Annotated in this window: 21 protein-coding genes and 1 pseudogene; 14 read left to right on the forward strand and 8 right to left on the reverse strand. The window is 66.8% G+C overall.

Annotated elements, in window-relative coordinates; genetic code table 11:
• Positions 1 to 150 precede the first annotated feature (150 nt).
• From AC1DW9_RS19810 to AC1DW9_RS19820, 3 genes are all read left to right on the forward strand, one after another.
• Positions 151 to 1,569 carry an NAD(P)H-dependent oxidoreductase gene (locus AC1DW9_RS19810; protein WP_441504785.1) on the forward strand — a complete coding sequence of 473 codons (1,419 nt, stop codon included), beginning with the start codon at positions 151 to 153 and terminating at the stop codon, positions 1,567 to 1,569.
• A 45-nt stretch (positions 1,570 to 1,614) separates the two neighbouring features.
• Complete coding sequence (locus AC1DW9_RS19815; protein WP_441504786.1) at positions 1,615 to 2,301, forward strand: GntR family transcriptional regulator; 687 nt, start codon at positions 1,615 to 1,617, stop codon at positions 2,299 to 2,301.
• 73 nt (positions 2,302 to 2,374) lie between these two features.
• Positions 2,375 to 2,872: a DUF4142 domain-containing protein gene (locus tag AC1DW9_RS19820; protein ID WP_441504787.1), complete on the forward strand. Its 498-nt coding sequence runs from the start codon at positions 2,375 to 2,377 to the stop codon at positions 2,870 to 2,872.
• Between the two features lie 103 nt (positions 2,873 to 2,975).
• On the opposite strand, the gene AC1DW9_RS19825 is transcribed toward AC1DW9_RS19820, so the two are convergent.
• Both AC1DW9_RS19825 and AC1DW9_RS19830 read right to left on the reverse strand, forming a co-directional pair.
• Positions 2,976 to 3,509: a putative immunity protein gene (locus AC1DW9_RS19825; protein ID WP_441504788.1), complete on the reverse strand. Its 534-nt coding sequence runs from the start codon at positions 3,507 to 3,509 to the stop codon at positions 2,976 to 2,978.
• 72 nt (positions 3,510 to 3,581) lie between these two features.
• Positions 3,582 to 4,034, reverse strand: a complete 453-nt coding sequence (locus AC1DW9_RS19830; protein WP_441504789.1) for a GNAT family N-acetyltransferase — start codon at positions 4,032 to 4,034, stop codon at positions 3,582 to 3,584.
• Between the two features lie 53 nt (positions 4,035 to 4,087).
• Here AC1DW9_RS19830 and AC1DW9_RS19835 point away from each other — a divergent pair.
• The 9 genes and pseudogenes from AC1DW9_RS19835 to AC1DW9_RS19875 all read left to right on the forward strand — a co-directional run bounded on the left by AC1DW9_RS19835 (position 4,088) and on the right by AC1DW9_RS19875 (position 13,079).
• A pseudogene (locus AC1DW9_RS19835) lies at positions 4,088 to 5,012 on the forward strand (LysR family transcriptional regulator).
• A 101-nt stretch (positions 5,013 to 5,113) separates the two neighbouring features.
• Complete coding sequence (locus tag AC1DW9_RS19840; protein WP_441504791.1) at positions 5,114 to 5,338, forward strand: hypothetical protein; 225 nt, start codon at positions 5,114 to 5,116, stop codon at positions 5,336 to 5,338.
• Between the two features lie 57 nt (positions 5,339 to 5,395).
• Positions 5,396 to 6,532 (forward strand): ABC transporter substrate-binding protein, encoded by a 1,137-nt coding sequence (locus AC1DW9_RS19845; RefSeq protein ID WP_441488753.1) that lies wholly within the window; start codon positions 5,396 to 5,398, stop codon positions 6,530 to 6,532.
• A 185-nt stretch (positions 6,533 to 6,717) separates the two neighbouring features.
• Positions 6,718 to 7,596 carry a branched-chain amino acid ABC transporter permease gene (locus AC1DW9_RS19850; RefSeq protein WP_441488754.1) on the forward strand — a complete coding sequence of 293 codons (879 nt, stop codon included), beginning with the start codon at positions 6,718 to 6,720 and terminating at the stop codon, positions 7,594 to 7,596.
• The gene (locus AC1DW9_RS19855; RefSeq protein ID WP_441504792.1) at positions 7,593 to 8,651 is read left to right on the forward strand and encodes a branched-chain amino acid ABC transporter permease; all 1,059 of its coding nucleotides are present in this window, start codon (positions 7,593 to 7,595) and stop codon (positions 8,649 to 8,651) included. Before AC1DW9_RS19850 ends, AC1DW9_RS19855 begins: the two co-directional genes overlap by 4 nt.
• A complete protein-coding gene (locus AC1DW9_RS19860) occupies positions 8,648 to 9,391 on the forward strand; it encodes an ABC transporter ATP-binding protein (RefSeq protein ID WP_441488756.1) in 744 nt (247 codons plus the stop codon). Before AC1DW9_RS19855 ends, AC1DW9_RS19860 begins: the two co-directional genes overlap by 4 nt.
• Before the next feature lie 12 nt (positions 9,392 to 9,403).
• On the forward strand, positions 9,404 to 10,141 hold the full coding sequence (locus AC1DW9_RS19865; protein ID WP_476776472.1) for an ABC transporter ATP-binding protein: 738 nt from the start codon (positions 9,404 to 9,406) through the stop codon (positions 10,139 to 10,141).
• Entirely contained in the window at positions 10,138 to 11,208 is a 1,071-nt protein-coding gene (locus AC1DW9_RS19870) for a Gfo/Idh/MocA family protein (RefSeq protein WP_476776473.1), read from the forward strand. Before AC1DW9_RS19865 ends, AC1DW9_RS19870 begins: the two co-directional genes overlap by 4 nt.
• Positions 11,205 to 13,079 carry a bifunctional sugar phosphate isomerase/epimerase/4-hydroxyphenylpyruvate dioxygenase family protein gene (locus AC1DW9_RS19875; protein WP_441504795.1) on the forward strand — a complete coding sequence of 625 codons (1,875 nt, stop codon included), beginning with the start codon at positions 11,205 to 11,207 and terminating at the stop codon, positions 13,077 to 13,079. The genes AC1DW9_RS19870 and AC1DW9_RS19875 overlap by 4 nt, the downstream gene beginning before the upstream one ends.
• 107 nt (positions 13,080 to 13,186) lie before the next feature.
• On the opposite strand, the gene AC1DW9_RS19880 is transcribed toward AC1DW9_RS19875, so the two are convergent.
• Positions 13,187 to 14,185, reverse strand: coding sequence for an MBL fold metallo-hydrolase (locus AC1DW9_RS19880; RefSeq protein ID WP_441504796.1), 999 nt, complete (start codon positions 14,183 to 14,185; stop codon positions 13,187 to 13,189).
• Positions 14,186 to 14,551: 366 nt separating this feature from the next.
• Here AC1DW9_RS19880 and AC1DW9_RS19885 point away from each other — a divergent pair, with 366 nt between their 5' ends.
• Positions 14,552 to 15,514, forward strand: coding sequence for a LysR family transcriptional regulator (locus AC1DW9_RS19885; protein WP_441504797.1), 963 nt, complete (start codon positions 14,552 to 14,554; stop codon positions 15,512 to 15,514).
• A gap of 82 nt (positions 15,515 to 15,596) precedes the next feature.
• Positions 15,597 to 16,721: a zinc-dependent alcohol dehydrogenase family protein gene (locus AC1DW9_RS19890; protein ID WP_441504798.1), complete on the forward strand. Its 1,125-nt coding sequence runs from the start codon at positions 15,597 to 15,599 to the stop codon at positions 16,719 to 16,721.
• A gap of 467 nt (positions 16,722 to 17,188) precedes the next feature.
• Here the strand turns inward: AC1DW9_RS19890 and AC1DW9_RS19895 are convergent, their stop codons facing one another.
• Genes AC1DW9_RS19895 through AC1DW9_RS19915 form a run of 5 tightly spaced genes read right to left on the reverse strand, consistent with a single transcriptional unit; the run spans position 17,189 to position 21,936 of the window.
• A complete protein-coding gene (locus AC1DW9_RS19895) occupies positions 17,189 to 18,622 on the reverse strand; it encodes an aldehyde dehydrogenase family protein (protein WP_476776474.1) in 1,434 nt (477 codons plus the stop codon).
• A gap of 17 nt (positions 18,623 to 18,639) precedes the next feature.
• Positions 18,640 to 19,341 carry an ABC transporter ATP-binding protein gene (locus AC1DW9_RS19900; protein WP_441504800.1) on the reverse strand — a complete coding sequence of 234 codons (702 nt, stop codon included), beginning with the start codon at positions 19,339 to 19,341 and terminating at the stop codon, positions 18,640 to 18,642.
• Between the two features lie 2 nt (positions 19,342 to 19,343).
• Complete coding sequence (locus AC1DW9_RS19905) at positions 19,344 to 20,093, reverse strand: ABC transporter ATP-binding protein (protein WP_441488765.1); 750 nt, start codon at positions 20,091 to 20,093, stop codon at positions 19,344 to 19,346.
• Complete coding sequence (locus AC1DW9_RS19910; RefSeq protein WP_113510798.1) at positions 20,090 to 21,031, reverse strand: branched-chain amino acid ABC transporter permease; 942 nt, start codon at positions 21,029 to 21,031, stop codon at positions 20,090 to 20,092. Before AC1DW9_RS19910 ends, AC1DW9_RS19905 begins: the two co-directional genes overlap by 4 nt.
• Complete coding sequence (locus AC1DW9_RS19915; RefSeq protein WP_441504802.1) at positions 21,031 to 21,936, reverse strand: branched-chain amino acid ABC transporter permease; 906 nt, start codon at positions 21,934 to 21,936, stop codon at positions 21,031 to 21,033. The genes AC1DW9_RS19910 and AC1DW9_RS19915 overlap by 1 nt, the downstream gene beginning before the upstream one ends.
• Between the last annotated feature and the right edge of the window lie 157 nt (positions 21,937 to 22,093).

The following is a 22,093-nucleotide window of genomic DNA, read 5'->3' on the forward strand; positions in this document are numbered from 1 at the left end:
GATGTGATCAGGGCCAGACTTGGCCATCGACCTAGCATAGCCCTCTAAACGCTACAAGTATGCTGTATGCAGCATATCCATCTTGCTATAGGCTGAGCGCAAAGTGGCGGCCGGTTCAGAGTCGCGACGCGGCGCCCGGAGGATCTGCCCATGAACTTTCATTCGCTCTACAGCGGCATCAAGACCCCGATCGAGACCTGTCTGGTCGGCAGCGGCGGCTTCGGCCAGAGCTTCCTGGGCCAGGCAAGGCGGATCAGGCTGGTCAATGCGCGCATCGCGGTGGACATGACACCTGAGGGCGCAGCCCGTGCCATGGCGGCCGCCGGCATCCCCGCCTCCGAAATCGTCGCCTGCGAAACACCGGCGGAAGCCAAGGCGGCCTGGGAGGCCGGTCGCCATATTGCCGCCGGGCGTCTGGAGACCGTCATCGACCTGCCCTTCCACCTGCTGATCGAGGCGACCGGCAGCCCGGAAGCCGCAACCCGCCACAGCCTGGCGGCGATCGAGGCCGGGCGCCATGTCGCGCTCGTTTCCAAGGAAGCAGACAGCGTCGTCGGCCCCGGTCTCGCCCGCATGGCGCAGGACAAGGGCGTCGTCGTCACGCCGGTGGACGGCGACCAGCCGAGCCTGCTGATTGCCCTCGTCACCTGGGCCGAGGTGCTCGGGCTGGAGATCATCGCCGCCGGCAAGTCGAGCGAATATGATTTCGTTCTCGATGCCGCGACCGGTGCGGTGACCTGCAACGGGGTGACGCATTCGCTCCCTAAGTTGCGCGAGCATTGGCTGCCCGGTTCGCGTTCGACCGTCCGCAATGCCGCCGAGCGTGCCCGCATCCTGGGCAGCGCCTTCCCGCTCAGGGCCGTTCCTGATCTCTGCGAAATGACGCTTGTCGCCAATGCGACCGGGCTTGGCCCCGATACGCCCGGCTTCCATGCCCCGCCGGCCCGCATTCCCGAAATCGCCGACCTCTTCGCCGAACGCCGCCAGGGTGGCCTGAGCGCCGGCACACGCCGCGTCGATGTCTTCCATCATCTCCGTCTGGCGGAGGAAGCGAGCTTCGCCGGCGGCGTCTTCATCGTCGTGCGCTGCGAGGACGATGCCACCTGGGACATGCTTGCCGGCAAGGGCCATGTGGTCAGCCGCACTGCCAAGACCGCGATGCTTTACCTGCCGCGACACCTGCTCGGCATCGAGGCCGCGACCAGCATTCTCGATGCGGCCGGGCTCGGCCGGTCCGGCTATGGCGAGGATTATCGTCCGCGCTGGGACCTGGTTGCCGTTGCGGAGCGGGACCTGCCGGCCGGCACCGTGCTCACCATGGGCGGCCATCACCACAGCATCGACAGCGTCGGCGCCGAAATGCGTCCGGCCGCGGCGCTCGCCGATGACCGCCCTGCCCCGTTCTACCTGGTTGCCAACCGCAAGCTGGTTCGCCCCGTGGCGGCCGGAGCCGCGATCAAACTCGGCGATGTCGAGATCGATCAGGGCTCGGCCCTCCTCCAGACCCGGCGCAGGCAGGACGAGATCTTCGCCGAAAGCCCGGTGGAGCGCGCAGCTGCGGCGCGTTGACAGGCTGACGACCCCATGCCGTAACGATGAAAACGAGGGACGGCGATGACAAACGAAGCCGACATCACCCGGGCCGCGCCGGATATCTATCCGCGCATCACCCGGCGCACCTTGCATGACGAGGTCCTGGAGCGCCTGCGCGACATGATCATCGAAGGCCGGCTCGCGCCTGGCCAGCGGATCAACGAAGGGCAGGTCGGCGCCCAGCTCGGCGTCTCGCGCACTCCACTGCGCGAGGCGATCAAGACGCTGGCAAGCGAAGGTCTGGTCGAGATCCTGCCCGCCAAGGGCGCGATCGTGCGCCGCTTCACCGACAAGGATCTCGCCCAGATCCTGCAGGTGCTGAAGACGCTCGAGCAACTCGGAGGCCGGATGGCCTGTCAGCTGGCCAGCGACGAGACGATCGAGGCGATCCACGCACTGCACAGGCAGATGCTGGAGCTATATGAGACCAAGAACCGGCTCGAATATTTCAAGCTCAACCAGGCGATCCACAGCGCCATCGTGGCCGCTTCCGGCAATGCCGTGCTGATGGAGATGCACGAGACCCTGCAGGCGCGGATCAAACGGCTGCGCTTCATCGGCAATGAGGGCCCGGTGAAATGGGCCGGGGCCGTGGCGGAGCATGAGGAGATGATCGTCGCGCTGAAGAAGCGCGACGCGGACGCACTGGCGGACGTCATCGGCCGGCACATGGACTCGACACGGCTGCGTGTCAGCGACGTCCTCTAACCCCGATATCCGGAACCTCGGCGCGGATTGCAGGTTATCCCTCATTGGGGGGCCGCACAGCTGCGAGGAATTGATGAGAGCAGTCCTGCTTGCCCTGGTGGCACTGGCGTTTTGCGTTTCCCGTGCTCCTGCACAGGAAGCGCTCCAGGCCGATGAATTCGTCAGACGAGCCGCAGTCTCGAACATGATGGCCGTCGAGCTCGGCACGCTCGCCTTGCAGAAGAGTTCCTCGCCCGAGATCAAGGCCTTTGCGCATCAGGCCGTGAACGACCGCACGATCGCAGGCACCGGCTTGCGCCAGATCGTGGCGAAGCGCTCTGGCATCGCCCTGCCGGAACGGCCCGACCAGGCGCATCAGGACATCCTGCGCGAGCTCGGCGACAAGCAGGGGCCTGAGTTCGACCGCGCCTATGTCGGCGCGCAGAAGCAAGCCCAGGACGAGGCGATGGCGCTGTTTTCCGGCTACGCCCAGGCTGGCACGGATACCGAACTGAAGGGTTTTGCCAGCAAGACCTTGCCGCTCCTGCAAACCCAGGCCGAACTGACCCGAAAACTGCCGGGCGCAGACTGAAGCGCGCTCCCCGGCACGGCGTCGTCTCGAGCGCCCCGGCCCGGGTTCCGACCCCTGAAGACCGGGGTGCGACCCTTGCGCGAATTCGCAGAAGAGCCGGCCACTAGCCCCGAAGGCCGGTGTCGAGCTCACGGAGGAAATCTCCCATGCGGCTTCGACCGGCAGGCACGTTGGGCATGCGCCGCAAGACGTCGCGAACGGCCGGAGGCGCGTGTTTCAGAGCCCAGCGAAGCTGCTCTTCGCCGACGGTCTCGTCATCTCCCGCTGCGATTTCCAGGGCCTGTGCCTGATGAGCCGCTGCGCCGAGGATGTGCCTGACCTGGTGCGGAGTGGCCTTGGGGTGCAGATACGCGGCCGCGGCCGCGAGACTGGCGGCTCGGGCGGCATCAGTGGCGGCAGGATCCTGCGCCTCGCGAGCGGCGGCATGCGCCGCCCAGGCCTGCGAGCGTAACAGAGCGGTCCGCCTGCCTCCATGCCCGAACGCCTCCGCACCCTCGATCGCGTCTCGCGGACGATGATCGGCAGGGTATCTGGATTCGAAAAGCGGCAGCGCCTGCCTGGCACAGCTTGCGGCATAGAGCGCGATCGCGCGCAGTTCGTCCTCGCCGAGTTGCATCGCGGTCTCGTCGTCAGCCATCGTCGTCCCTGGCGAGGCACCGAAAGCCCGATTGCGGTGCCAGAGCGATAGCGCGAGTGACAGGCCCCAAGCCTAGAGCACGCAGGCATACATGACGAAGACGCCGCCCGATCCGAACGGCCGTTCGTAAAGCGCGCGCGCCGGCTCGTTGTCCAGCTCGGTTCCGACCCAGACCTCCTCGCAACCGAGTTCGCGGCCCCAGGCGAACATGTCGTCAAGCATCCGCCGCGCCAACCCCTGGCGCTGCAGCGCGGGGGCAACGGCGACCTCATCGATATAGAGTTCCGTCTTCTTGTCGGGATGGCGATGGATCACGGCAGCGACCTGCGCCACCACCACGTCCTGGCGAAGCCCGACAAGCATGAGATGGCCCGGCGAGGCGAGATAAGCGCTGAGCCTTGCCGGATCGACCGGCTCGTCGAAGACATCCTCGTCGACGCGGTCGAACAGGGCCATGTCCGCCGCGGTTACCCGCCTGATCTCGACTTCCACGATCTGCTCCCGTCCGGCCCGCTTGACAGTCATCCGGCCCTCGCCTCCGCTTGTCGCAAAACTGGATGGGGAAGGATACGCCGGTCATGCTGACCCTCCGCCAGATCGAGGTGATCCGCGCCATCATGATCACCGGCACGATTGCCGGGGCGGCCAAGCTGCTCAGCGTCTCGGCGCCGGGCATCAGCCGAGCGTACGCTGCGGCTGAAACTGTTCGAGCGCCGGCATGGGCGCTACATTCCAACCCCTGAGGCCAACGACATCTTCGAGCAGATCAACGGGGTCTACAAGAAGGTCGACGACCTGCATTACACGCTCGCCCGCATCGAGCGCGGCGGCGAGATCGAGCTCAAGCTCGGCTCCGTGCCGAGCATCTGCCATGTCATGGTGCCTCGTGCGATCGAGCGGCTGCGGCGCAAGCATCCGGACCTGCGCATCGACATCAACATCCTGAAGATCGAGGAGGCGCTCGACTATCTCCTGCTCGGCAAGGGCGAGATCGCGGCGATGAGCTACAAGCTCGACCATCCCGGTATCGATTTCGTCCCCCTGGCGGTGGGCGAACTGCTCTGCATCGTCCCCGACAGCCATGAGCTTGCCGGCCGCGCCTGCCTGTCGGCGCGCGAGATCGTGCAGCACGAACTGATCGGCATCGATCCCAACGATCCCTATGGCCGGGTCATGAGCGAGATCTTCAGCCGGCAGGGCCTGGCCTATGACATGCGGATCAAGGCCCGCTTCGGCACCACGGTCTGCTCGCTCGTGCGGGCCGGGCTCGGCATCGCCATCATCGACCAGTTCACCGTCGCGCATGGCTCGATGCAGGGCATCACCGCGATCCCGATCGAGGAGCCGACCCGCTTCCAGACCTATGTTGCGATCAAGAACGACAAGGCGCCCTCGCTCTATGCCGAAACCTTCGTCACCCTGCTGCGCGAGGAGATGAACGCGGTGGTCTCATCCCGCCTGCGCGCCCCAGTCAAGGCGGTGGAAAAGATAACATCAGGTTAGGTAATGCGATTGAATTGGTTATCGCGTTACTAGCCTAAATCGGTTTATCTGACGTATGGCAACGCCTGCGACCATGACGGGCGAGCCAAGAGGGATCGGACATGCCGGCAATCGCCGTCGCCAACAGGACCACGCGTGTGCTGCTCGGCTCGCCGATCGCGCATTCTGTGTCACTGGCGATGCACGCGGCGGCCGCACGGGCCGCCCGTTTCGAAGCGCGGTGCCACCTGATCGAGATCATCGGCGCAGAGCCTTCGGATAACGCGAAGGCCGAGGCCTTCGACAGGGTCATGGCGGCGCGCGCGACGATCGATCGCGCTGCCTGAGCGACGCCCCGGCGAGACCGGGCGGAGACAAGAAACCGGACAACTGGAGGAAACATCATGACATTCAAATGGATCATCGCCGCGGCCCTCGGCGCAGGGCTCGCGACGCCGGCGCTGGCGCAGGACAAGGTCAAGCTCGTCGACGTCGTCGAGCTCTCGGGTGCGGGCGCGACCGCCGGCACCAACTGGAAGAACGGCATCGATCTCGCCGTCGCCGACATCAATGCCAAGGGCGGCATCCTCGGCAAGCAGATCGAGATCGTCCATTACGACACGCAGACCAACCCGGGGAACACCCGCGCCGCGGTGCAGCGCGCCATCGACGAGGGCACCTATGCCGTGCTCGGCCCGGTCTTCTCCGGCCCGATCGGCGCCTCGATGCAGATTTCCCAGCGTGCAGAGATCGCCCAGTTCGTCGGCGGCGAGGCTGCCGGCCTGACCAAGCAGGGCAACCAGTACCTGTTCCGCACCTCGCTCAGCCAGGCGGCGGCGATGCCGAAGATCGCGAACTATCTGAAGAACACGGTCAAGGCGGGTTCGGTCGCCGTCGTCTGGGTCAATAACGACTTCGGCAAGGGCGGGCGCGACGCCATCCTGCCCGAACTCGAGAAGGCCGGCATCAAGGTGGCGGCCGATGTCGCGACCGAACAGGGCCAGGCCGATTTCGCCGCCGACGCCATCAAGATCAAGAACTCGAATGCCGACGCCATCTTCGTCTATCTCAACGAGGAAGAGAGCGCCCGCTTCCTGCGCGCCGCCAAGCAGCAGGGCATCAGCAAGCCAATGGTCGGCGAGACGACGCTGCTCGGCGCCAAGGTCATCGAGCTCGCGGGCGACGCTGCCAACGGCGTCAAGGGCCATGTCGGCCTCTCGATCGACGCGCCGATCCCGGCCTTCCAGGAATTCGGCAAGAAGTACCAGGCCAAGTACAACTATGCCTCCGACCATAACGGCCTGAAGGGCTACATGGCCGTCTACATGATCAAGTGGGCGACCGAGAAGCAGAACAAGTTCGACAAGAAGGGCCTCGCCGATACGCTGCGCGGCGCGACGATCAAGCCTTCGGACGAGCCGGGAATCCTGATGGAAACCACCATCGAGAGCAATGGCGACCTCGACCGCGAGAGCTTCCTCGCCGAGGTGATCAACGGCAAGCAGGTGATCAACGCGACCCTGCCCAAGATCAAGCCGTAAGACCCAGCCTCACGACGACGACACCTCGTCACGTCATCCCGGGCGACCGCACGGACGCCCGGGATCCAGAAGCGGACGCAACGCGCCGGAACTGGCTTGCGGCTCCATGCGGCCTGCGGCCGCCAGCGCCGGGGGGACGACGGCAGGTCGGAACACAGGCAGCGCCAACAGGACAAGGACGCGCCATGGCTGAATTCATCGCCTATCTCATCGCCGGCATCGCCACCGGCGCGATCTACGCGCTGGCCGCGATCGGCTTCACGCTGGTCTGGCAGACCTCTCAGACGATCAATTTCGCCCAGGGCGAGTTCGTCATGCTGCCGGCGGTGCTGGTCCTGCTCGCCATCAAGCTGTTCGGCGCGCCGATCTGGTTGGGCGCACTGATCGGCATCGCCGCCTTCATCCTGATCTTCGGCGTCGGGTTCAAGGTCGCGGTGGTCGATCCGATGATCCGGCACGGCGTCCTGCCGCTTGCCATCGCCACGATGGCGCTCTCGATCATCATGAAGGAAGGCGCCAAGGACGGCTTCTCGGCGGAGGCACAGAACTTCCCCTCGTTCGTGCCGACCCAGACGATCTCGGTCTTCGGCGCCTCGATCTCGCTGCAGCATGTCGCCATCATCGTCGTTGCATTCGCGGTGATCGGCCTGCTGCAATGGTTCGTCGGCGGCACGCGGCTTGGCCGACAGATGCAGGCCACGGCCCAGAACCCGACCGTCGCGCGCATTCTCGGCATCCCGGTCGAGCGCATGGTCCTGCTGACCTTCGTGATCAACGCCGCGCTCGCCGTCGTCGCCTCGGTGCTGATCTCACCGATCTATCTGGCAAAATTCTCGAACGGCGAGGTCATCGGCCTGTTCGCCTTCATCGCCGCCATCGTCGGAGGCTTCAACCAGGTGCGCGGCGCGCTGGTCGGCGGACTCGTGGTCGGCATCGTCGACAGCATGGCGGCGGCCTATATCTCATCCTCCTATCGCCTGGCCGTGCCGCTCGTTCTTCTCGTCGTCATCATCCTGCTCAAGCCGGAAGGCCTGATGGGCCGCAAAGAGGAGCGCCGCGTATGACCGCGCCCGCGACCGAGGCAAGCCTGCCGCAGCAGCGCGGCCGCCTTTCAAGAGTGCCGTCCCTTGCCGCCTTCGCCGACGGCACCCTGATCACGCTGATGCTCGGCGCCGTCATCCTCTGGTTCGCCCCGGCCGGCATGGGCCGCTATGGTACCTATGTGCTCTCGCTCTGGCTGGTGATGAGCATTGCCGTGATGGGCCTCAACCTGACGCTCGGCTATGCCGGCCTGAAGTCTTTGGCACAGGCCGCCTTCATGGGGCTCGGCGCCTATGCGACGGCGCTGCTGACCACCAAGGCCGGGCTGAACTGGTACGCCTCCTTTGCGATCTCGGGCCTGCTGACCTTCGCGGTCGGGCTAGTGCTCGGTTTCCCGGCGCTGCGGGTCAAGGCGCATTACCTCGCCTTCGTCACGCTCGCCTTCTCCACGCTGATCTGGCTGATCCTGCGCAACGAGCAATGGCTGACCGGCGGCGTCTTCGGGCTCTCGAACATCCCGCGCCCCAGCTTTTTCGGGCTCAAGCTCGACGGCGCGCTCGCCTTCCACCGTTTCGTCGTCATCGTCACCCTGATCCTGGCGATCGCGCTATGGTGGATGATCCGCTCGCCCTGGGGCCGCGCCTTCACGGCGCTGCGCGAGAACCCGATCCGGGCCGCCAGCCTCGGCATCGACACGCGCATGTACACGCTGCTCGCCTTCGCCATCGGCTCGGCCTATGCCGGCTTTGCCGGCGCGCTCTACGCTCCGCTGGTCGAATTCATCGACCCCTCGCCCTTCTCGCTGTCGCAGAGCTTCTTCTTGCTGCTGATGGTGGTCGCGGGCGGCGCCGGCTACCTGCTCGGCCCGTTCATCGGCGCGCTGCTCGGCGTGGTGCTGCCGGAATGGCTGCGCGTCGTCGGGTCGCTCTACCTGATCATCTTCGCGACCATCGTCATGCTGCTGCTGATCGCCTGCCCGCAGGGCGTGAGCGGCCTGCTCGAACGCGGCTGGGCGAAGCTCACCGGCAAGGGCAAGATCGGCAAGAGCGTGGCCGCCAACACCGGAGGCCGCTCATGAGCCCGGTCCTCGAAGTCTCGAACATCCACAAGGCCTTCGGCGGCATCAAGGCGGTGAACGGTGTCTCCTTCTCCGTCAAGGAGGGCGAGATCCTCGGCATCATCGGGCCGAATGGCTGCGGCAAGTCGACCCTGTTCAACTGCATCCTGGGCCAGCTCGACCCGACCGAGGGCACGGTGAAACTCGACGGCAAGGAGGTCACCGGCATGCGCCCCTCCGACCTCAACCGCCTCGGCGTCAGCCGCACATTCCAACTGCTCCAGGTCTTCCCCGAGCTCTCGGTGCGCGAGAACCTGATCCTCGCCGGCCAGGAACATGAGGGCACGATGCTCACGCGCTTCTTCGGGCGGCGCGATGCCGGGCTGACGGAGAAGGCCGACCGGATGATCGGTTTCTTCAAACTCGGCCATCTCGTCGACGCCAAGGCGGGCGGGCTCTCCTATGGCCAGCAGAAGCTGCTCGATGCCGCGATGGCCTTCATGGCGGGGCCCCGCCTCGTGTTGCTCGACGAGCCGGCAGGCGGCGTCAATCTGACCATGCTCGGCGACCTGAAGGAACGCCTGCGCGCCATCAATGCCGAGCAGGGCGCGACTTTCGTGGTGATCGAGCACAACATGGACTTCGTCATGTCGCTTTGCACCCGCGTGCTCGTGCTGGCGGAAGGCAAGGTCCTGGCCGAGGGAACGCCTGCCGAAGTCAGGGCCAATCCACAGGTCATCGAAGCCTATCTCGGCCATTGAGGAGCGACTGGAATGGACGCCCATATCCTCGAACTCGACGGCGTGGTCGGCGGCTATGGCGCCATGACCATCCTGAACGGCACGAGCTTCAAGGCCCGGCGCGCCGCCATCACCACGGTGATCGGCCCCAACGGCGCCGGCAAGTCGACCGTCTTCAAGGCGATCTTCGGCCTGCTCAAGGTCCGCGAGGGCCATATCCGGCTGGACGGCACCGAGATCACCCACTGGAACCAGCGCAAGCTCCTGGAGGCCGGCATCTGCTACGTGCCGCAGGGACGCAACATCTTCCCCGAGCTCTCCGTGCGCCATAATATCGAGCTCGGCGCAGTCGCGGCGGGCTCGCACATCACCGATATGCCCAAGCGCCTCGAAGCCGCGCTCGATCGCTTTCCGGCGCTGCGCCCCAAGGCCGACCAGCAGGCGTCCACCCTCTCGGGCGGCGAGCAGAAGCAGCTCGAGATCGTGCGCGGATTGCTGCTCGACCCCAAGCTCGTGCTGATCGACGAGCCCTCGATCGGGCTGTCGCCGATGATGGTGCAGGAGACTTTCGGCATCCTGCAGGACCTGCGCACGCGCGGTGTCACCATCCTGATGGTCGAGCAGAATGCCCGCTCGGCGCTGGAGATCTCCGATGAGGGGCTTGTGCTGGAGCTGGGCCAGACCAGGATGCAGGGACCGGCTGCCGATATCCTCGCCGATCCGCGCGTCGGCCAGCTTTTCCTCGGCGGCGCAATGACGGAGGCCGCATGAGCAAACCTCTCCAGATCGCGCTCGTCGGCGCCGGCCTGATCGGCCGCGCCCATCTCCTGCGCATCGAGGCCTCGCCGGATTGCGCACTGGCCGCCATCTGCGACCCGACCGAGGCGGCAAAGGCCATCGCGGCCGAGCGGAATCTGCGCTGGTTCCCGTCGCAGCAGGAGATGCTGGCAGCGATGAAGCCGGACGGCGCCATCATCGCGACGCCCAATGCGCTGCATGTCCCGGGCGCGATCGACTGCCTCGAGGCCGGCGTGCCGGTGCTGGTCGAGAAGCCGCTCGCCGAGAGCGTCGCTGCGGCGCAACAGCTCGTCGATGCCCAGGCGCGCACGGGCGTCGCCGTGCTTGCCGGCCATCACCGCCGCCACAACCCGATCGTCAAGGCGGCGCGAAGGATCGTCGGCGAAGGCGGCATCGGCCGACTGGTCGCGGTCAATGCGCTGTTCCTGATCAAGAAGCCGGACGACTATTTCGACGTCGCCTGGCGGCGCGAGCCGGGCGGCGGGCCAGTGCTGATCAACCTGATCCACGATATCGACAATCTCCGCTTCATCTGCGGCGAGATCGACAGCGTGCAGGCCATCACCTCCAACGCGACACGCGGCTTTGCCGTCGAGGACAGCGCCGCCCTGATCTTCCGCTTCAGCAATGGTGCACTCGGGACCGCGACCGTCTCGGACGTAACGCCCTCGCCCTGGAGCTGGGAGCTCAGTTCGGGCGAGAACAAGGCCTATCCGCAGCGCGAGGGCCATTGTTACCTGATCGCCGGCAGCGAAGGCTCGCTGGCCTTGCCGAAGCTCGATTTCTGGCACTACGGGGACAAGGCCGGCTGGTGGGAGCCGCTCCAGCACGAGAGCCGTGGCGTCGAGCCTGTCGAACCGCTGGCCGAACAACTCAGGCACTTCTGCGCCGTCATCCGCGGCAGCGAAGCGCCGCTGACCGGCGCAGCCGATGCCGCCCGCACGCTGGCGGTCGTCGAGGCCGTTGCAGAGGCAGCCCGAACCGGGGCAACCGTCAAGCCCGCTCCGCTGCGGGTCTTGTCCGGGACAGGTGCAGCATGAAACCGACCTCGATCGCCACCGTCTCGCTCAGCGGCGATCTTGCCGAGAAGCTGCAAGCCATCGCCGGCGCCGGGTTCGATGCGGTTGAGGTCTTCGAGAATGACTTCCTGACCTTCGACGGCAGCCCGCGCGATGTCGGCCGGATGATCGCCGATCTCGGCCTGGGCATCGCCGCCTTCCAGCCCTTCCGCGATTTCGAGGGCATGCCGGAGCCGCAGCGCGCCCGCGCCTTCGCCCGGGCCGAGCGCAAATTCGCGATCATGAACGAGCTCGGCGCCGAGCTGATGCTGATCTGCTCCAATGTCTCGCCGCCGGCCGAGGCCGGCATCGACCGTGCAGCGGCCGATCTGCGAGAGCTCGGAGCCCTGGCGGAGAAACATGGCGTCAAGGTCGGGTTCGAGGCGCTGGCCTGGGGCCGGCATATCAACGACTACCGCGACGCCTGGGAGATCGTGCGCCGGGCCGACCATCCGCGCATCGGCCTGATCCTCGACTCGTTCCACACGCTTGCGCGGCGCTCGCCCCTGGGGCCGATCACGACGATCCCCGGAGACCGCATCTTCCTCGTCCAGCTCGCCGATGCGCCCGCGCTGGACATGGATGTGCTGAGCTGGAGCCGGCATTTCCGCTGCTTCCCCGGACAGGGCGATCTGCCGGTGGCGAATTTCGTCAGGGCCGTCGAGGCGACGGGCTATTCCGGGCCGCTCTCACTCGAGGTCTTCAACGACCAGTTTCGCGCCGGCTCGGCCCGGCGGCTCGCGACCGACGGCGTGCGCTCGCTGATCCAGCTCGCCGACCAGGTCGCGCCGGAGCTGCCACCGCGCGCGCCCTGCCTTGCCGTCGAGTTCATCGAGTTCGCGCTCGACGAGGAGACGGCCCACAGCCTGGCGGAACTCTTCACCGCGCTCGGCTTCCGGCAGACCGGGCACCATGTCAGCAAAGCGGTAACGCGCTGGAGCCAGGGCGGCATCAATCTCGTGCTCAACACCGAGAAGGACGGCTTTGCCCAGTCGCATGCGATCATGCACGGGCCCGGCGTCTGTGCGATCGGCCTGCGGGTGGCGGATGTGGCGCAGGCCATGGCGCGGGCGAAGCAGCTCAAAATCGCAGCCTTCGAGCAGCCGATCGCGCCGGGCGAGATGCATATTCCGGCGATCCGTGGAGTCGGCGGCGCGCTGATCTACTTCACCGAGCCCAAGGGCGAGCTCGGCCATGTCTGGGAGAAGGAGTTCATCGCAACGGTAGATGAGCGCGCGCCCTCACCTGCCCTCCTGGACAGCGTCGACCATATCTCGCAGTCGATGGACTACGAGGAGATGCTGTCCTGGCTGCTGTTCTATACCTCGCTCTTCGAACTGGAGCGCATCCAGCAAACCGATGTCGCGGATCCCGCCGGACTGGTCGCGAGCCGGCCGATCATCAGCAGAGACGGTGCCGTCCGCTTCGTGCTCAACGGTTCGCAGGCGACACGGACGCTCTCCTCGCGCTTCGTCTCCGAGCATTTCGGCTCTGGCGTGCAACATATCGCCTTCAGCGCACCCGACATCTTTGCCGCCGTCACGGCGATGCGCGCGGCAGGGCTGTCCTTCCTCGACATCCCCGCGAACTATTACGACGACCTGGAGGCCCGGCACGGACTGGAGCCCGACGTCATCGACCGGCTGCGCGAGCACCACATCCTCTACGACCGCGACGGCGAGGCCGAGTTCCTGCAGGTCTACAGTCACGTCTTCGCCCAGCGCTTCTTCTTCGAGATCGTCGAGCGTCGCGGCGGCTATTCCGGTTTTGGCGCGGTCAATGCACCGATGCGCCTTGCCGCCCAGGCCCGCGAGGCACGCCCGGTGACGGTACCCCGCCCCCTGCGAGACTGAAAGGCCCGGCAAGGGAAGGCCGGAGCCTGCGCGAAGGCCGAAGCATTCGTGCAGACCCCGGCCCCGGTGAGGCGCCGCAGGGGGAGGAGCACCGCAGCGCAGCTCACTCACCCACGCAGCATGTCCATAGGTGCGGCAAAATAACGGTAGCCATCGCCCGCCTTGGCCAGATTACCGAAACCCGGCCAGGCAAAGTGATAGGACATTACGGGTGTCTTGTTGGCCGCCAGCATGCCGAGCAGCTTCACGCGCGACTGTGCGGCCTGTTTGGGGTCGCTGTCATAGGCGAATTCCATCAGCGGCTTCTCGAGCAGCAGCACCGCGTGGTGGGTCAGATCGCCAAGGAATGCGAAGGTCTTTCCGCCCGAGGACACCATGAAGATGTGATGGCCGGCGGTGTGGCCCGGCGCCGCGATCGCCTGGATGCCCGGCAGGAATTCCTGACCATCCCGGAAGAAGACGATGCGGTCGCGCACCGGCAGAAGATTGGCGCGCGCGTGTTCGACGAAGGCCTTGAGAGGCGAGCCGAGCTTGCTTTCATCCGTCCAGAAATCGAAATCGATCTGGCTGATATAGATCTGCGCATTGGGGAAATTGGCCTTGCCGTCCGCCGTGCAGATGCCGCCGATATGGTCGATATGGGCATGGCTGCAGACGATGGCGTCGATATCCCCGGGCTTGATGCCGGCCTCCTGCAGGCTCTTCTGCAGGCGCCCGGTCGTCGGGCCGAAGGCCTTCGAAAAGCCCATGCCGGTGTCGAACATCACCAGCCGATCGCCAAAATTCACCACCGGAACGTTCTGCTCGAGGACGACATTGTCCTTCGGCAGGAAGTTCGTCTCCAGCATCCTGTAGACCTCGTCCTTGGCGACGCCGACGAAATTCGTGCCGGGGTCCCCGAGCGGCAGCGGCCCGTCGGAGATGACCGTCACCTCGGAAGGGCCGAGCATGAAGCGGTAGAAATAGGGCGCCTGATTGTTGGAGAGCGGCGCCTTGGCGAAGGACATGGCGCCGATCGGCATGGTCGCCCCCGCCGCAAGCGCGACAGCGCCGCTGAGGAAGCCGCGACGGCTGGCACGGCTCGGCAAGATCAGATCCCTGGACATGGCATTCCTCCTGAACGTGACCATCCGGCGTCTTGCGCCGGTTGCTGCTGCTGGGCGTTTCGGATGAGGCGCTCCTTGAAGAGGGCCTCCCGTCCTCACGCCACCTGCGAGGATGCACGTGCCGTTGCGTGACGGCCAATAAGCCTTCGCTCTGGCGCGCATAACCGAAAGCTTGGGCGCCCCCCGGCAAGAGTGTTTCAGGGAGCGCGCGACACGACGCTGATTTCACGTCGTTTCGCTGCGCCCCGCAGCGCGTTGCCGTTCAGCCGTTGCATCGCCGTGCCGGGGGTCTCTGGCCTTCGCACGCCGCGGACGCTACCACCATGCGGCGATCATTCATGGGCCGCCGGGAGAGATGAAGCCGCGATGGATCTGCGCCAGCTCCGCTATTTCACCGCGATCGTCGAACAGGGCTCGTTCTCGAAGGCTGCAACCAAGCTGCGCGTCGCCCAGCCGGCGCTCAGCCAGCATCTGCGCCATATGGAGGATGAGCTCGGCGTGCCGCTCCTGCATCGCGGCACGCGCGGCGTCATCCCGACCGAAGCAGGCGAGCGCCTGCTCGCGCGGGCCCGCTCCATCCTCGCCGAATTCGCCGAACTGCGCGACTCCGTGCGCGGCGTATCGGCCGCGCCCGGCGGCGAGGTCCGCATCGGCCTGCCAGGCACCGTCAGCGAACAGTTCAGCGTGCCGCTGATCGAGGCGGCGCGGGACCGCTACCCCGCGGTGCGCATCCGTATCGCCGAGGCGATGAGCGGCTTCGTGCTCGACTGGCTCCGCCGCGGCGAGGTCGACCTCGCGGTGATCTACTCGACCTCCGACCCCAAGGGCCTCGGCATCCACCATGTCCTGACCGAGGAGCTCTGCCTGTTCGGAGCGCCTTCGCTGAATGCTGTCGCGGCGCCGGCCGGGGGCACCGTCAGCCTGACCGAGGCGGCCAAACTCGATCTGATCCTGCCGGGCCAGGGGCACGGGTTGCGCGACCAGATCGACGAGGCCGCGCTTGGCGTCCACGCCGCCATCAACCCGGCGATCGAGATCGAATCCTACTCGCAGATCAAGCGGCTGGCGGAGCGTGGGCTGGGCTACGGCATCCTGCCCCGCATGGCCGTCAGCGCGCAGGCCAGGGCCGGCATCTTCCAGACCTGGCGGATCGACCGGCCCGCACTCCATCGTAAGGTCTATCTCGCCTACTCGACCGAGCGCCCGATGCCGGCTGCGGCGCGCGCCATCGGCCAGCTTTCCTGGGAGATCCTGCGCGGGCTGGTGGCCGACGAAACCTGGACGGCGACGCTCGGTGAGGACGGTGATCGCCCGGCCTTATACGGCTGATCGCGATTTCCTCTTTGACAGGGCTCGCATCGCGCCCGACCTTCGGCCGGCCATAGAACTCAGCCTGCCCAAGGAAACGCCCGTGAAGATCCGCGCCGCCGTCCTGAATGCCAGCCCAGTCGCCGCGCCCTATGCGCGTTCCAGGCCGCTTGCGATCGAAGAGGTCGAGCTTGCGCCGCCCGGCCCGGGCGAGGTCCTGGTCCGCGTGCGGGCCACCGGGCTCTGCCATTCCGACCTCTCGGTGATCGACGGCAACCGGCCCCGTCCGGTGCCGATGGTGCTCGGCCATGAGGCGGCCGGCGAGGTCGTCGAGCCCGGCCCCGGCGTGAACGACCTCAAGAAGGGCGACCGCGTCATCATGGTCTTCGTCCCCTCCTGCGGCCATTGCGCGCCGTGCAGCGAGGGTCGCCCTGCCCTGTGCGAGCCCGGCAACGCGGCCAATGGCGCAGGCGAGCTGCTCGGCGGCGGGCGCAGGCTCTCGGCCCATGGCCGGGCGGTGAACCACCATGTCGGCGTCTCGGCCTTTGCCGAGCATGCGGTGATCTCGCGCTACTCGCTGGTGAAGATCGAGGCCGATATCCCGCACGAGATCGCGGCGCTGTTCGGTTGCGCGGTGCTGACCGGGGTTGGCGCCGCGGTGAACACGGCAAAGGTCCGCGCCGGCGAGAGCGTCGCCGTCGTCGGCCTCGGCGGCGTCGGGCTGAGCGCGCTGCTCGGCGCTGTCGCCTGCGGCGCCGCCCGCGTGATCGCGGTCGATCTCTCCGAGGACAAGCTCCGGATCGCCCGCGAGTTGGGCGCTACCGACACCTTCAATGCCGGCGATCCCGGCGTCGTCGAGGCGATCCGCGCGGCGACCAAAGGCGGCGTCGACCACGGTCTGGAGATGGCAGGCTCGGTCAAGGCACTCGAGCTCGCCTATCAGATCACCAGGCGCGGCGGCACGACGACCACGGCCGGCCTTGCCAACCCGGCGCACACGCTCGCGCTCGCTCCGGTCAAGCTGGTCGGCGAGGAGCGGACCCTGAAGGGCTCCTATGTCGGGAGCTGCATCCCCGGCCGCGACATCCCGCGCTTCATCGACCTCTACCTGCGCGGCAAGCTGCCGGTCGACAAGCTGCTGACCAGCACGAGCGGGCTCGACGAGATCAACGAGGGTTTTGACGCGCTGGCCGAAGGCCGCACGATCCGCCATGTGATCCTGATGTAGGCATCCGCCTCGAGGCTCATGCCTTGGAGGGCGTCGGCGCGCGCCGCGCCAGCGCAGCCGCAAGCGTGGCCGCGAGCATCAAGGCGGCAGCGACCACTGCCAGCGCCGCGAACCCGGCATGATCGTAGAGCGGCCCGCGTGGTTGGCGAGCCCCAGGCGAAGGCGATGCCGAACAGGCCGTAGCGCATGCTCGATGCCGCCACCATCGCAAGATAGATGGCAGCGACCGAGGCGGGATTCGGCGCGATCTGCCCCCTCTCCCCTTGCGGGAGAGGGTTGGGGTGAGGGGTCGCGCGACGTTGGAAGGTTTGAGGCTTGCGGGGCGATAACCGGCAAGGGCACCGCGCCCCCTCATCCGGCCCTTCGGGCCACCTCCTCCCGCAAGGGGAGAAGGTGGGGCGCAATTCCCTCCCGATAACTATCGGAGAGGGTTTTCGGCGAGGTTCCGGCGCTTCACCGTGAAAGAGTCAGCCGTGCTTGTGGACGATCGTCTTGGTCACCGCGAACTCTTCCAGCGCCATGAAGCCCTTCTCGCGGCCATGACCGCTCTTGCCGGTGCCGCCGAAGGGCAGCTCGATGCCGCCGCCGGCGCCATAGCCATTGATGAAGACCTGGCCGGCGCGGACGCCCTTCGCCACGCGCTGCTGACGCCCGCCATTGCCGGTCCAGATGCCGGCCACGAGTCCATAGGCGGTCGAATTGGCAAGCCGGATGGCGTCGCTCTCGTCCTCGAACGGGAACGCCGAGAGCACCGGCCCGAAGACCTCCTCCTGCTCCAGCCGGTTGCCCCGGGGCACCGGGCCGAACAGGGTCGGCGTGACGTAGAAGCCGCCATTCGGCACGCCCTGCGCGATCTGCCCTTCGGCGAGGACCGGGATGCCCTGCTCGCGGGCCTGGTCAATGAAGCTCTGCACCCGGCCCTGCTGCCTGGCGTTGATCACCGGCCCGCAATCGAGATCCATCTCCGGCGTTCCGGCCCGCAGCGTGGAGAACTGCCTGGCGACGGCGCCGACGAAGGCGTCATAGACGTTTTTCTGGACCAGCACGCGGCTGCCGGCGGAGCAGGTCTGCCCGGTATTCTGCACGATGGCCTTGCAGACGATCGGAACCGCCGCGTCGAAATCGGCATCGTCGAAGACGATCTGCGGGGATTTGCCGCCGAGTTCCAGCGTGCAGCCGATCAGGTTCTCGGCGCAGGCCTTCTGCACCATCTTGCCGACCTCGGGCGAGCCGGTGAACGACATGAAGCCGATGCCGGGATGGGCCGAGAGCGCAGCGCCCGCCTCATGGCCGCGCCCGGTGACGATATTGATCGCGCCATCGGGAAAGCCGACTTCGGAAGCCAGGACGGCCAGCCTGAGCGCCGTCTGGCAGGCCTCCTCCGCGGGTTTGAGCACCACCGCATTGCCCATGGCGAGCGACGCCGTCAGCGAGCGGCCGAACATCTGCGCCGGATAGTTCCAGGGCAGGATATGGCCGGTGACGCCGTGCGGCTCGTGCACGACGCTGACGCTGTAGCCGTTCATGAAGGGGATGCCATGGCCATGCACCTTGTCCGCCGCGCCGCCATAGAATTCGAAATAGCGCGCCGTCGCCTCGATATCGGCCCTGGCCTGCGCCATCGGCTTGCCGGTATCCTGCGCCTCGATCCTGGCCAGTTCGTCGAAATGGTCCTGCACCTTGAGCGCAAGCTTCGCAATCAGCCGGCCCCGCTCTGCGGCCGTCAGCTTGCCCCAGGCGCCCTCATAGGCGGCTTGAGCCGCCTTCACCGCATCGTCGATATCCTCGGCCGTGCCGCAGGCGATGCGGGTGAATTCCTCGCCGGTCGCGGGCGCAAGGACCGCCATGGTTTCGCCGGTCCGGCCGTCGACATGGCGGCCATTGATGAAATGCTGCGTCATAGGGTGTCCTTCCGAAGTCAATGCAGGCCTGCGGCTTCCAGCGAACTCGCCGCCAGACCGCCGGCAATCTCGGTCACCTCGCCGCGCTCGATCGCATAGCTGCGCTCGGCGAAGGTCCGGAGCAGGCTGGGATTGGATTCGGTGATGAGCAAGGCGATGTCGGGATGGCTGTCGCGCAGGGCGCGCAAGGCAGCCGCATAACGATTGGCGAGCACGGGGGCGAGCCCCTGGAACGGCTCATCCAGCAGAATGATGCGCGTGCCGACCATCAGTGCGCGCGCCAGCGCAGCCATCTTGCCCTGCCCGCCGGAGAGGCCGGCGGCCGGCCGGTGGCGCAGATCGGCGAGTTCCGGCAGCACCTGGTAGACGCCTTCCAGGCGCCTGGCGATCTCGGCCTCGCGCACCCTCATCACCTCGGCCGGCAGGCGGATATTCTCCTGGATGGTGAATGTCGAGAACAGGCGGCGGTCTTCCGGGGCGTAGCCGATGCCAAGGCGCGGGCGCTCATGCGGCTTGACCTGCAGCAACGGCCTGCCGTCGAAGGAGATCTCCCCGGCAGTCACCTTCAAGAAGCCCATGATGGCACGCAGCAGGCTGGTCTTGCCCGCGCCATTGCGGCCGATCAGCGCCACCGTCGCGCCCTCGGCCAGGGACAGATCGACCTTGCGCAGCACCTGCACGCCCTCGATCTCGGCAGTCAGGCCCTTGATCTCCAGCATGATCAGACTCCCACGCCGATGACGGTCTCGCGGACCTCGGGATGGTTCAGGATCTCGTCGGGCGTGCCCTCATGGGCAATGCGCCCGCCGGCCCAGACGGCGACGCGGCTGGCGTAGCGCGCGACCACATCCATGTCGTGCTCGACGAAGATGGCGGTGGTGGCGCGGGCATCGAGCGCGCGGGTGAGCGTATCCATCACCTGGAACTTCTCGTGGCTGGAGACGCCGCTGGTCGGCTCGTCCATGAAGATCAGCTTCGGTTCGAGCGCGAGCGCGACCGCGATGTCGATGAGCTTGCGCATGCCCTCCGGCAGCTCGCGCACGATGCGGCGGCCGGCCTCCTTCAACCCGACGATGTCGAGCAGCGCCCACATCTCCTCGGTCTTCGGATGACGGTCGAGCCTGAGGAAGGGCGACCATGTCCCCTCCCGGGCGCTGAGCGCCAGCAAGAGGTTCTCGATCACCGTGTTCTCGAGGAAGAGCTGCGGGATCTGGAAGGAACGACCGACGCCGAGCCGGGTGATGGCGCGCGGCGAGAGCGCCGTGATGTCGCTTCCCGCGAAGAACACCCACCCCGCCTGCGGCTTGAGATAGCCGGTGCAGAGATTGATGAAGGTGGTCTTGCCGGCGCCGTTGGGTCCGATGATCGCGATGCGTTCATTGGCGTGGACCTTGAGGCTCGCGCCATTCGCGGCCTGCACGCCGCCGAAGCGCAGCTCGAGGTCCCGGGCTTCGAGGATGAGTGCGCTCATTGGCCCGTCCCCGCCGGCTTGCGGCCCGTCATCAGGCCATAGAGCCCGTTCGGCGCGAAGAAGATGATGACGAGAAGCATCACGCCGAGCACCGCATGCCAGGTCTCGGGCGCGTAGACCGCCGCATAGCCCCGGATGATCTGGAACATCAACGCCCCGAGGAAGGGGCCGACGACGCCGCCTACCCCGCCCAGGATGGCGATGAAGACGAACTCGCCCGAACGGACCCAATAGGCCAGTTCCGGCGTGACATGGCCGGAGACGAGCGCGATGACCGCCCCGCCGAGGCCGGCCAGCAGGCCCGACAGCACATAGGCGCCGAAGAGCACCTTGCGGCTGGAGACGCCGAGATATTCGAGCCGCGTCTCGTTCGACTTGATCGCCTCCAACGCCTTGCCGCCGGGCGAAAGGAGATAGCGCGCGACGCCGAGCGCTGCGAGAACCGCCAGGCCCAGCGTGATGTAGAAGATCCAGAGCTCGAACTCGGCGCGCTCGAGGCTGATGCCGGCGAGCGTGGGGCGCGGGACGCGCTTGCCGTCGGCACCGCCCGTGATCGAGAACAGCTTCTCCAGCAGCGAGAAGAACACCATCGAGATGGCAAGGTTCAGCATGCCGAAGAAGATCGCCCGGTAGCGCACGACGAAGAGCCCGACCAGGGCCGCAAGCAGCCCGGAGGCCGCGGTTGCGACCGGCACGAGGATCAGCACCTCATGGCCGAAGCGGGCCGCCGCCATGAAGGCCACGACATAGGCGCTGAAGGCGAAATAGAGCCCATGGCCGAAGGAGACCTGCCCGGCCCGCAGCAGCACGAGGATGCCGAGCGCCGCCAACCCCTCGCACAGCGCGACGGTCAGGATGACCGTCGACCAGGGCGAGAGCAGCGGGAAGATGATGAGCGCAGCGAGCAGGCCCGCGCCGATGATGAGCTGGCGGGCCATCACACCTTCCTCGTCTGTACGGTGGTGAACAGGCCCTCGGGCTTGATCAGCAGCACCGCGACCATGATCAGATAGGGGATCAGCACATCGAATTCTGGCGCGAAATAGACGGCGACCGAGCGGCCGAGCCCGATCAGCAGGGCCGCGACCGCCGCGCCCTCGATGCGGCCGAGCCCGGCGGTGGCCGCGACCGCGAAGGAGAGCACGATCATGCCCGAGCCGATGCCGGGGGTGAGCGAGGTCGTGGCCGAGGAGAGCGCGCCGCCAAGCGCGGCAAGCGAGGCCCCGATGATGAAGGTGATCAGGTAGACCCGCGTCGCGTCGATCCCCATCGCGGTTGCCGCTTCGCGATCCTGCGTCACGGCCACGATGGCACGGCCGAAGGCGGTGCGGCGCAGGAAGAGGCGCAAGCCCACCAGCACGAGAAGCGCCACGACCGGGATCAGGATGAGCTGGTACTGGGTGTAGAAGATGCCAAAGACCTCAATGGTGCCGAGCCAGTTCATCGGCGCATTGGCGAAATAGGGCTGCACCCCGAAGACGACCTTCTGCGCATCCTCGAGGATCATGAAGACGGCGAAGGTGACGAGGAGCTGCAGCACCTCCTCCTTGCCGTAGATCCGCCGCAGCAGCAGGGTCTCGACCAGCCCGCCGACGACGACGCCAACCAGCACGGCTGCGACGATGAAGAAGGGAAAGGCCAGCCAGACCGGCAAGCCCCTGCCTGTCATCGCCAGCACGCCGGCGGCCGCGACATAGGCGCCGATCGCATAGAAGCTGCCATGTGCCACGTTGAGCACGCCGAGCACGCCGAAGATCAGCGACAGCCCGACCGCGACCAGGAAGATCAGCGAGCCATAGGCGAGGCCGTCGAGCGCCGCGAGAAGGAGCATTTCAGGAGGCATGAACTGGCTTTTCGTCCTTGCGCCACAGGGTTGAAGCGTCATCCCGGCTGCGGCGAAGCGCCAAGGCCGGCATCCATCGCGGGGTCAGTGATCGACGATGGTTCCGGCCCGCCCGGAGTGACGGCAGCAGTTTGGAAGGGGTGAACGGGCTGATCCG

The sequence above is a fragment of the Allobosea sp. P4_E12 genome, assembly GCF_056401655.1.

Coding starts and splice junctions, on each gene's coding strand:
- AC1DW9_RS19810 (WP_441504785.1), top strand. CDS start 151: ATGAACTTTCATTCGCTCTACAGCGGCATCAAGACCCCGATCGAGACC.
- AC1DW9_RS19815 (WP_441504786.1), top strand. CDS start 1,615: ATGACAAACGAAGCCGACATCACCCGGGCCGCGCCGGATATCTATCCG.
- AC1DW9_RS19820 (WP_441504787.1), top strand. CDS start 2,375: ATGAGAGCAGTCCTGCTTGCCCTGGTGGCACTGGCGTTTTGCGTTTCC.
- AC1DW9_RS19825 (WP_441504788.1), bottom strand. CDS start 3,509: ATGGCTGACGACGAGACCGCGATGCAACTCGGCGAGGACGAACTGCGC.
- AC1DW9_RS19830 (WP_441504789.1), bottom strand. CDS start 4,034: ATGACTGTCAAGCGGGCCGGACGGGAGCAGATCGTGGAAGTCGAGATC.
- AC1DW9_RS19840 (WP_441504791.1), top strand. CDS start 5,114: ATGCCGGCAATCGCCGTCGCCAACAGGACCACGCGTGTGCTGCTCGGC.
- AC1DW9_RS19845 (WP_441488753.1), top strand. CDS start 5,396: ATGACATTCAAATGGATCATCGCCGCGGCCCTCGGCGCAGGGCTCGCG.
- AC1DW9_RS19850 (WP_441488754.1), top strand. CDS start 6,718: ATGGCTGAATTCATCGCCTATCTCATCGCCGGCATCGCCACCGGCGCG.
- AC1DW9_RS19855 (WP_441504792.1), top strand. CDS start 7,593: ATGACCGCGCCCGCGACCGAGGCAAGCCTGCCGCAGCAGCGCGGCCGC.
- AC1DW9_RS19860 (WP_441488756.1), top strand. CDS start 8,648: ATGAGCCCGGTCCTCGAAGTCTCGAACATCCACAAGGCCTTCGGCGGC.
- AC1DW9_RS19865 (WP_476776472.1), top strand. CDS start 9,404: ATGGACGCCCATATCCTCGAACTCGACGGCGTGGTCGGCGGCTATGGC.
- AC1DW9_RS19870 (WP_476776473.1), top strand. CDS start 10,138: ATGAGCAAACCTCTCCAGATCGCGCTCGTCGGCGCCGGCCTGATCGGC.
- AC1DW9_RS19875 (WP_441504795.1), top strand. CDS start 11,205: ATGAAACCGACCTCGATCGCCACCGTCTCGCTCAGCGGCGATCTTGCC.
- AC1DW9_RS19880 (WP_441504796.1), bottom strand. CDS start 14,185: ATGTCCAGGGATCTGATCTTGCCGAGCCGTGCCAGCCGTCGCGGCTTC.
- AC1DW9_RS19885 (WP_441504797.1), top strand. CDS start 14,552: ATGGATCTGCGCCAGCTCCGCTATTTCACCGCGATCGTCGAACAGGGC.
- AC1DW9_RS19895 (WP_476776474.1), bottom strand. CDS start 18,622: ATGACGCAGCATTTCATCAATGGCCGCCATGTCGACGGCCGGACCGGC.
- AC1DW9_RS19900 (WP_441504800.1), bottom strand. CDS start 19,341: ATGCTGGAGATCAAGGGCCTGACTGCCGAGATCGAGGGCGTGCAGGTG.
- AC1DW9_RS19905 (WP_441488765.1), bottom strand. CDS start 20,093: ATGAGCGCACTCATCCTCGAAGCCCGGGACCTCGAGCTGCGCTTCGGC.
- AC1DW9_RS19910 (WP_113510798.1), bottom strand. CDS start 21,031: ATGGCCCGCCAGCTCATCATCGGCGCGGGCCTGCTCGCTGCGCTCATC.
- AC1DW9_RS19915 (WP_441504802.1), bottom strand. CDS start 21,936: ATGCCTCCTGAAATGCTCCTTCTCGCGGCGCTCGACGGCCTCGCCTAT.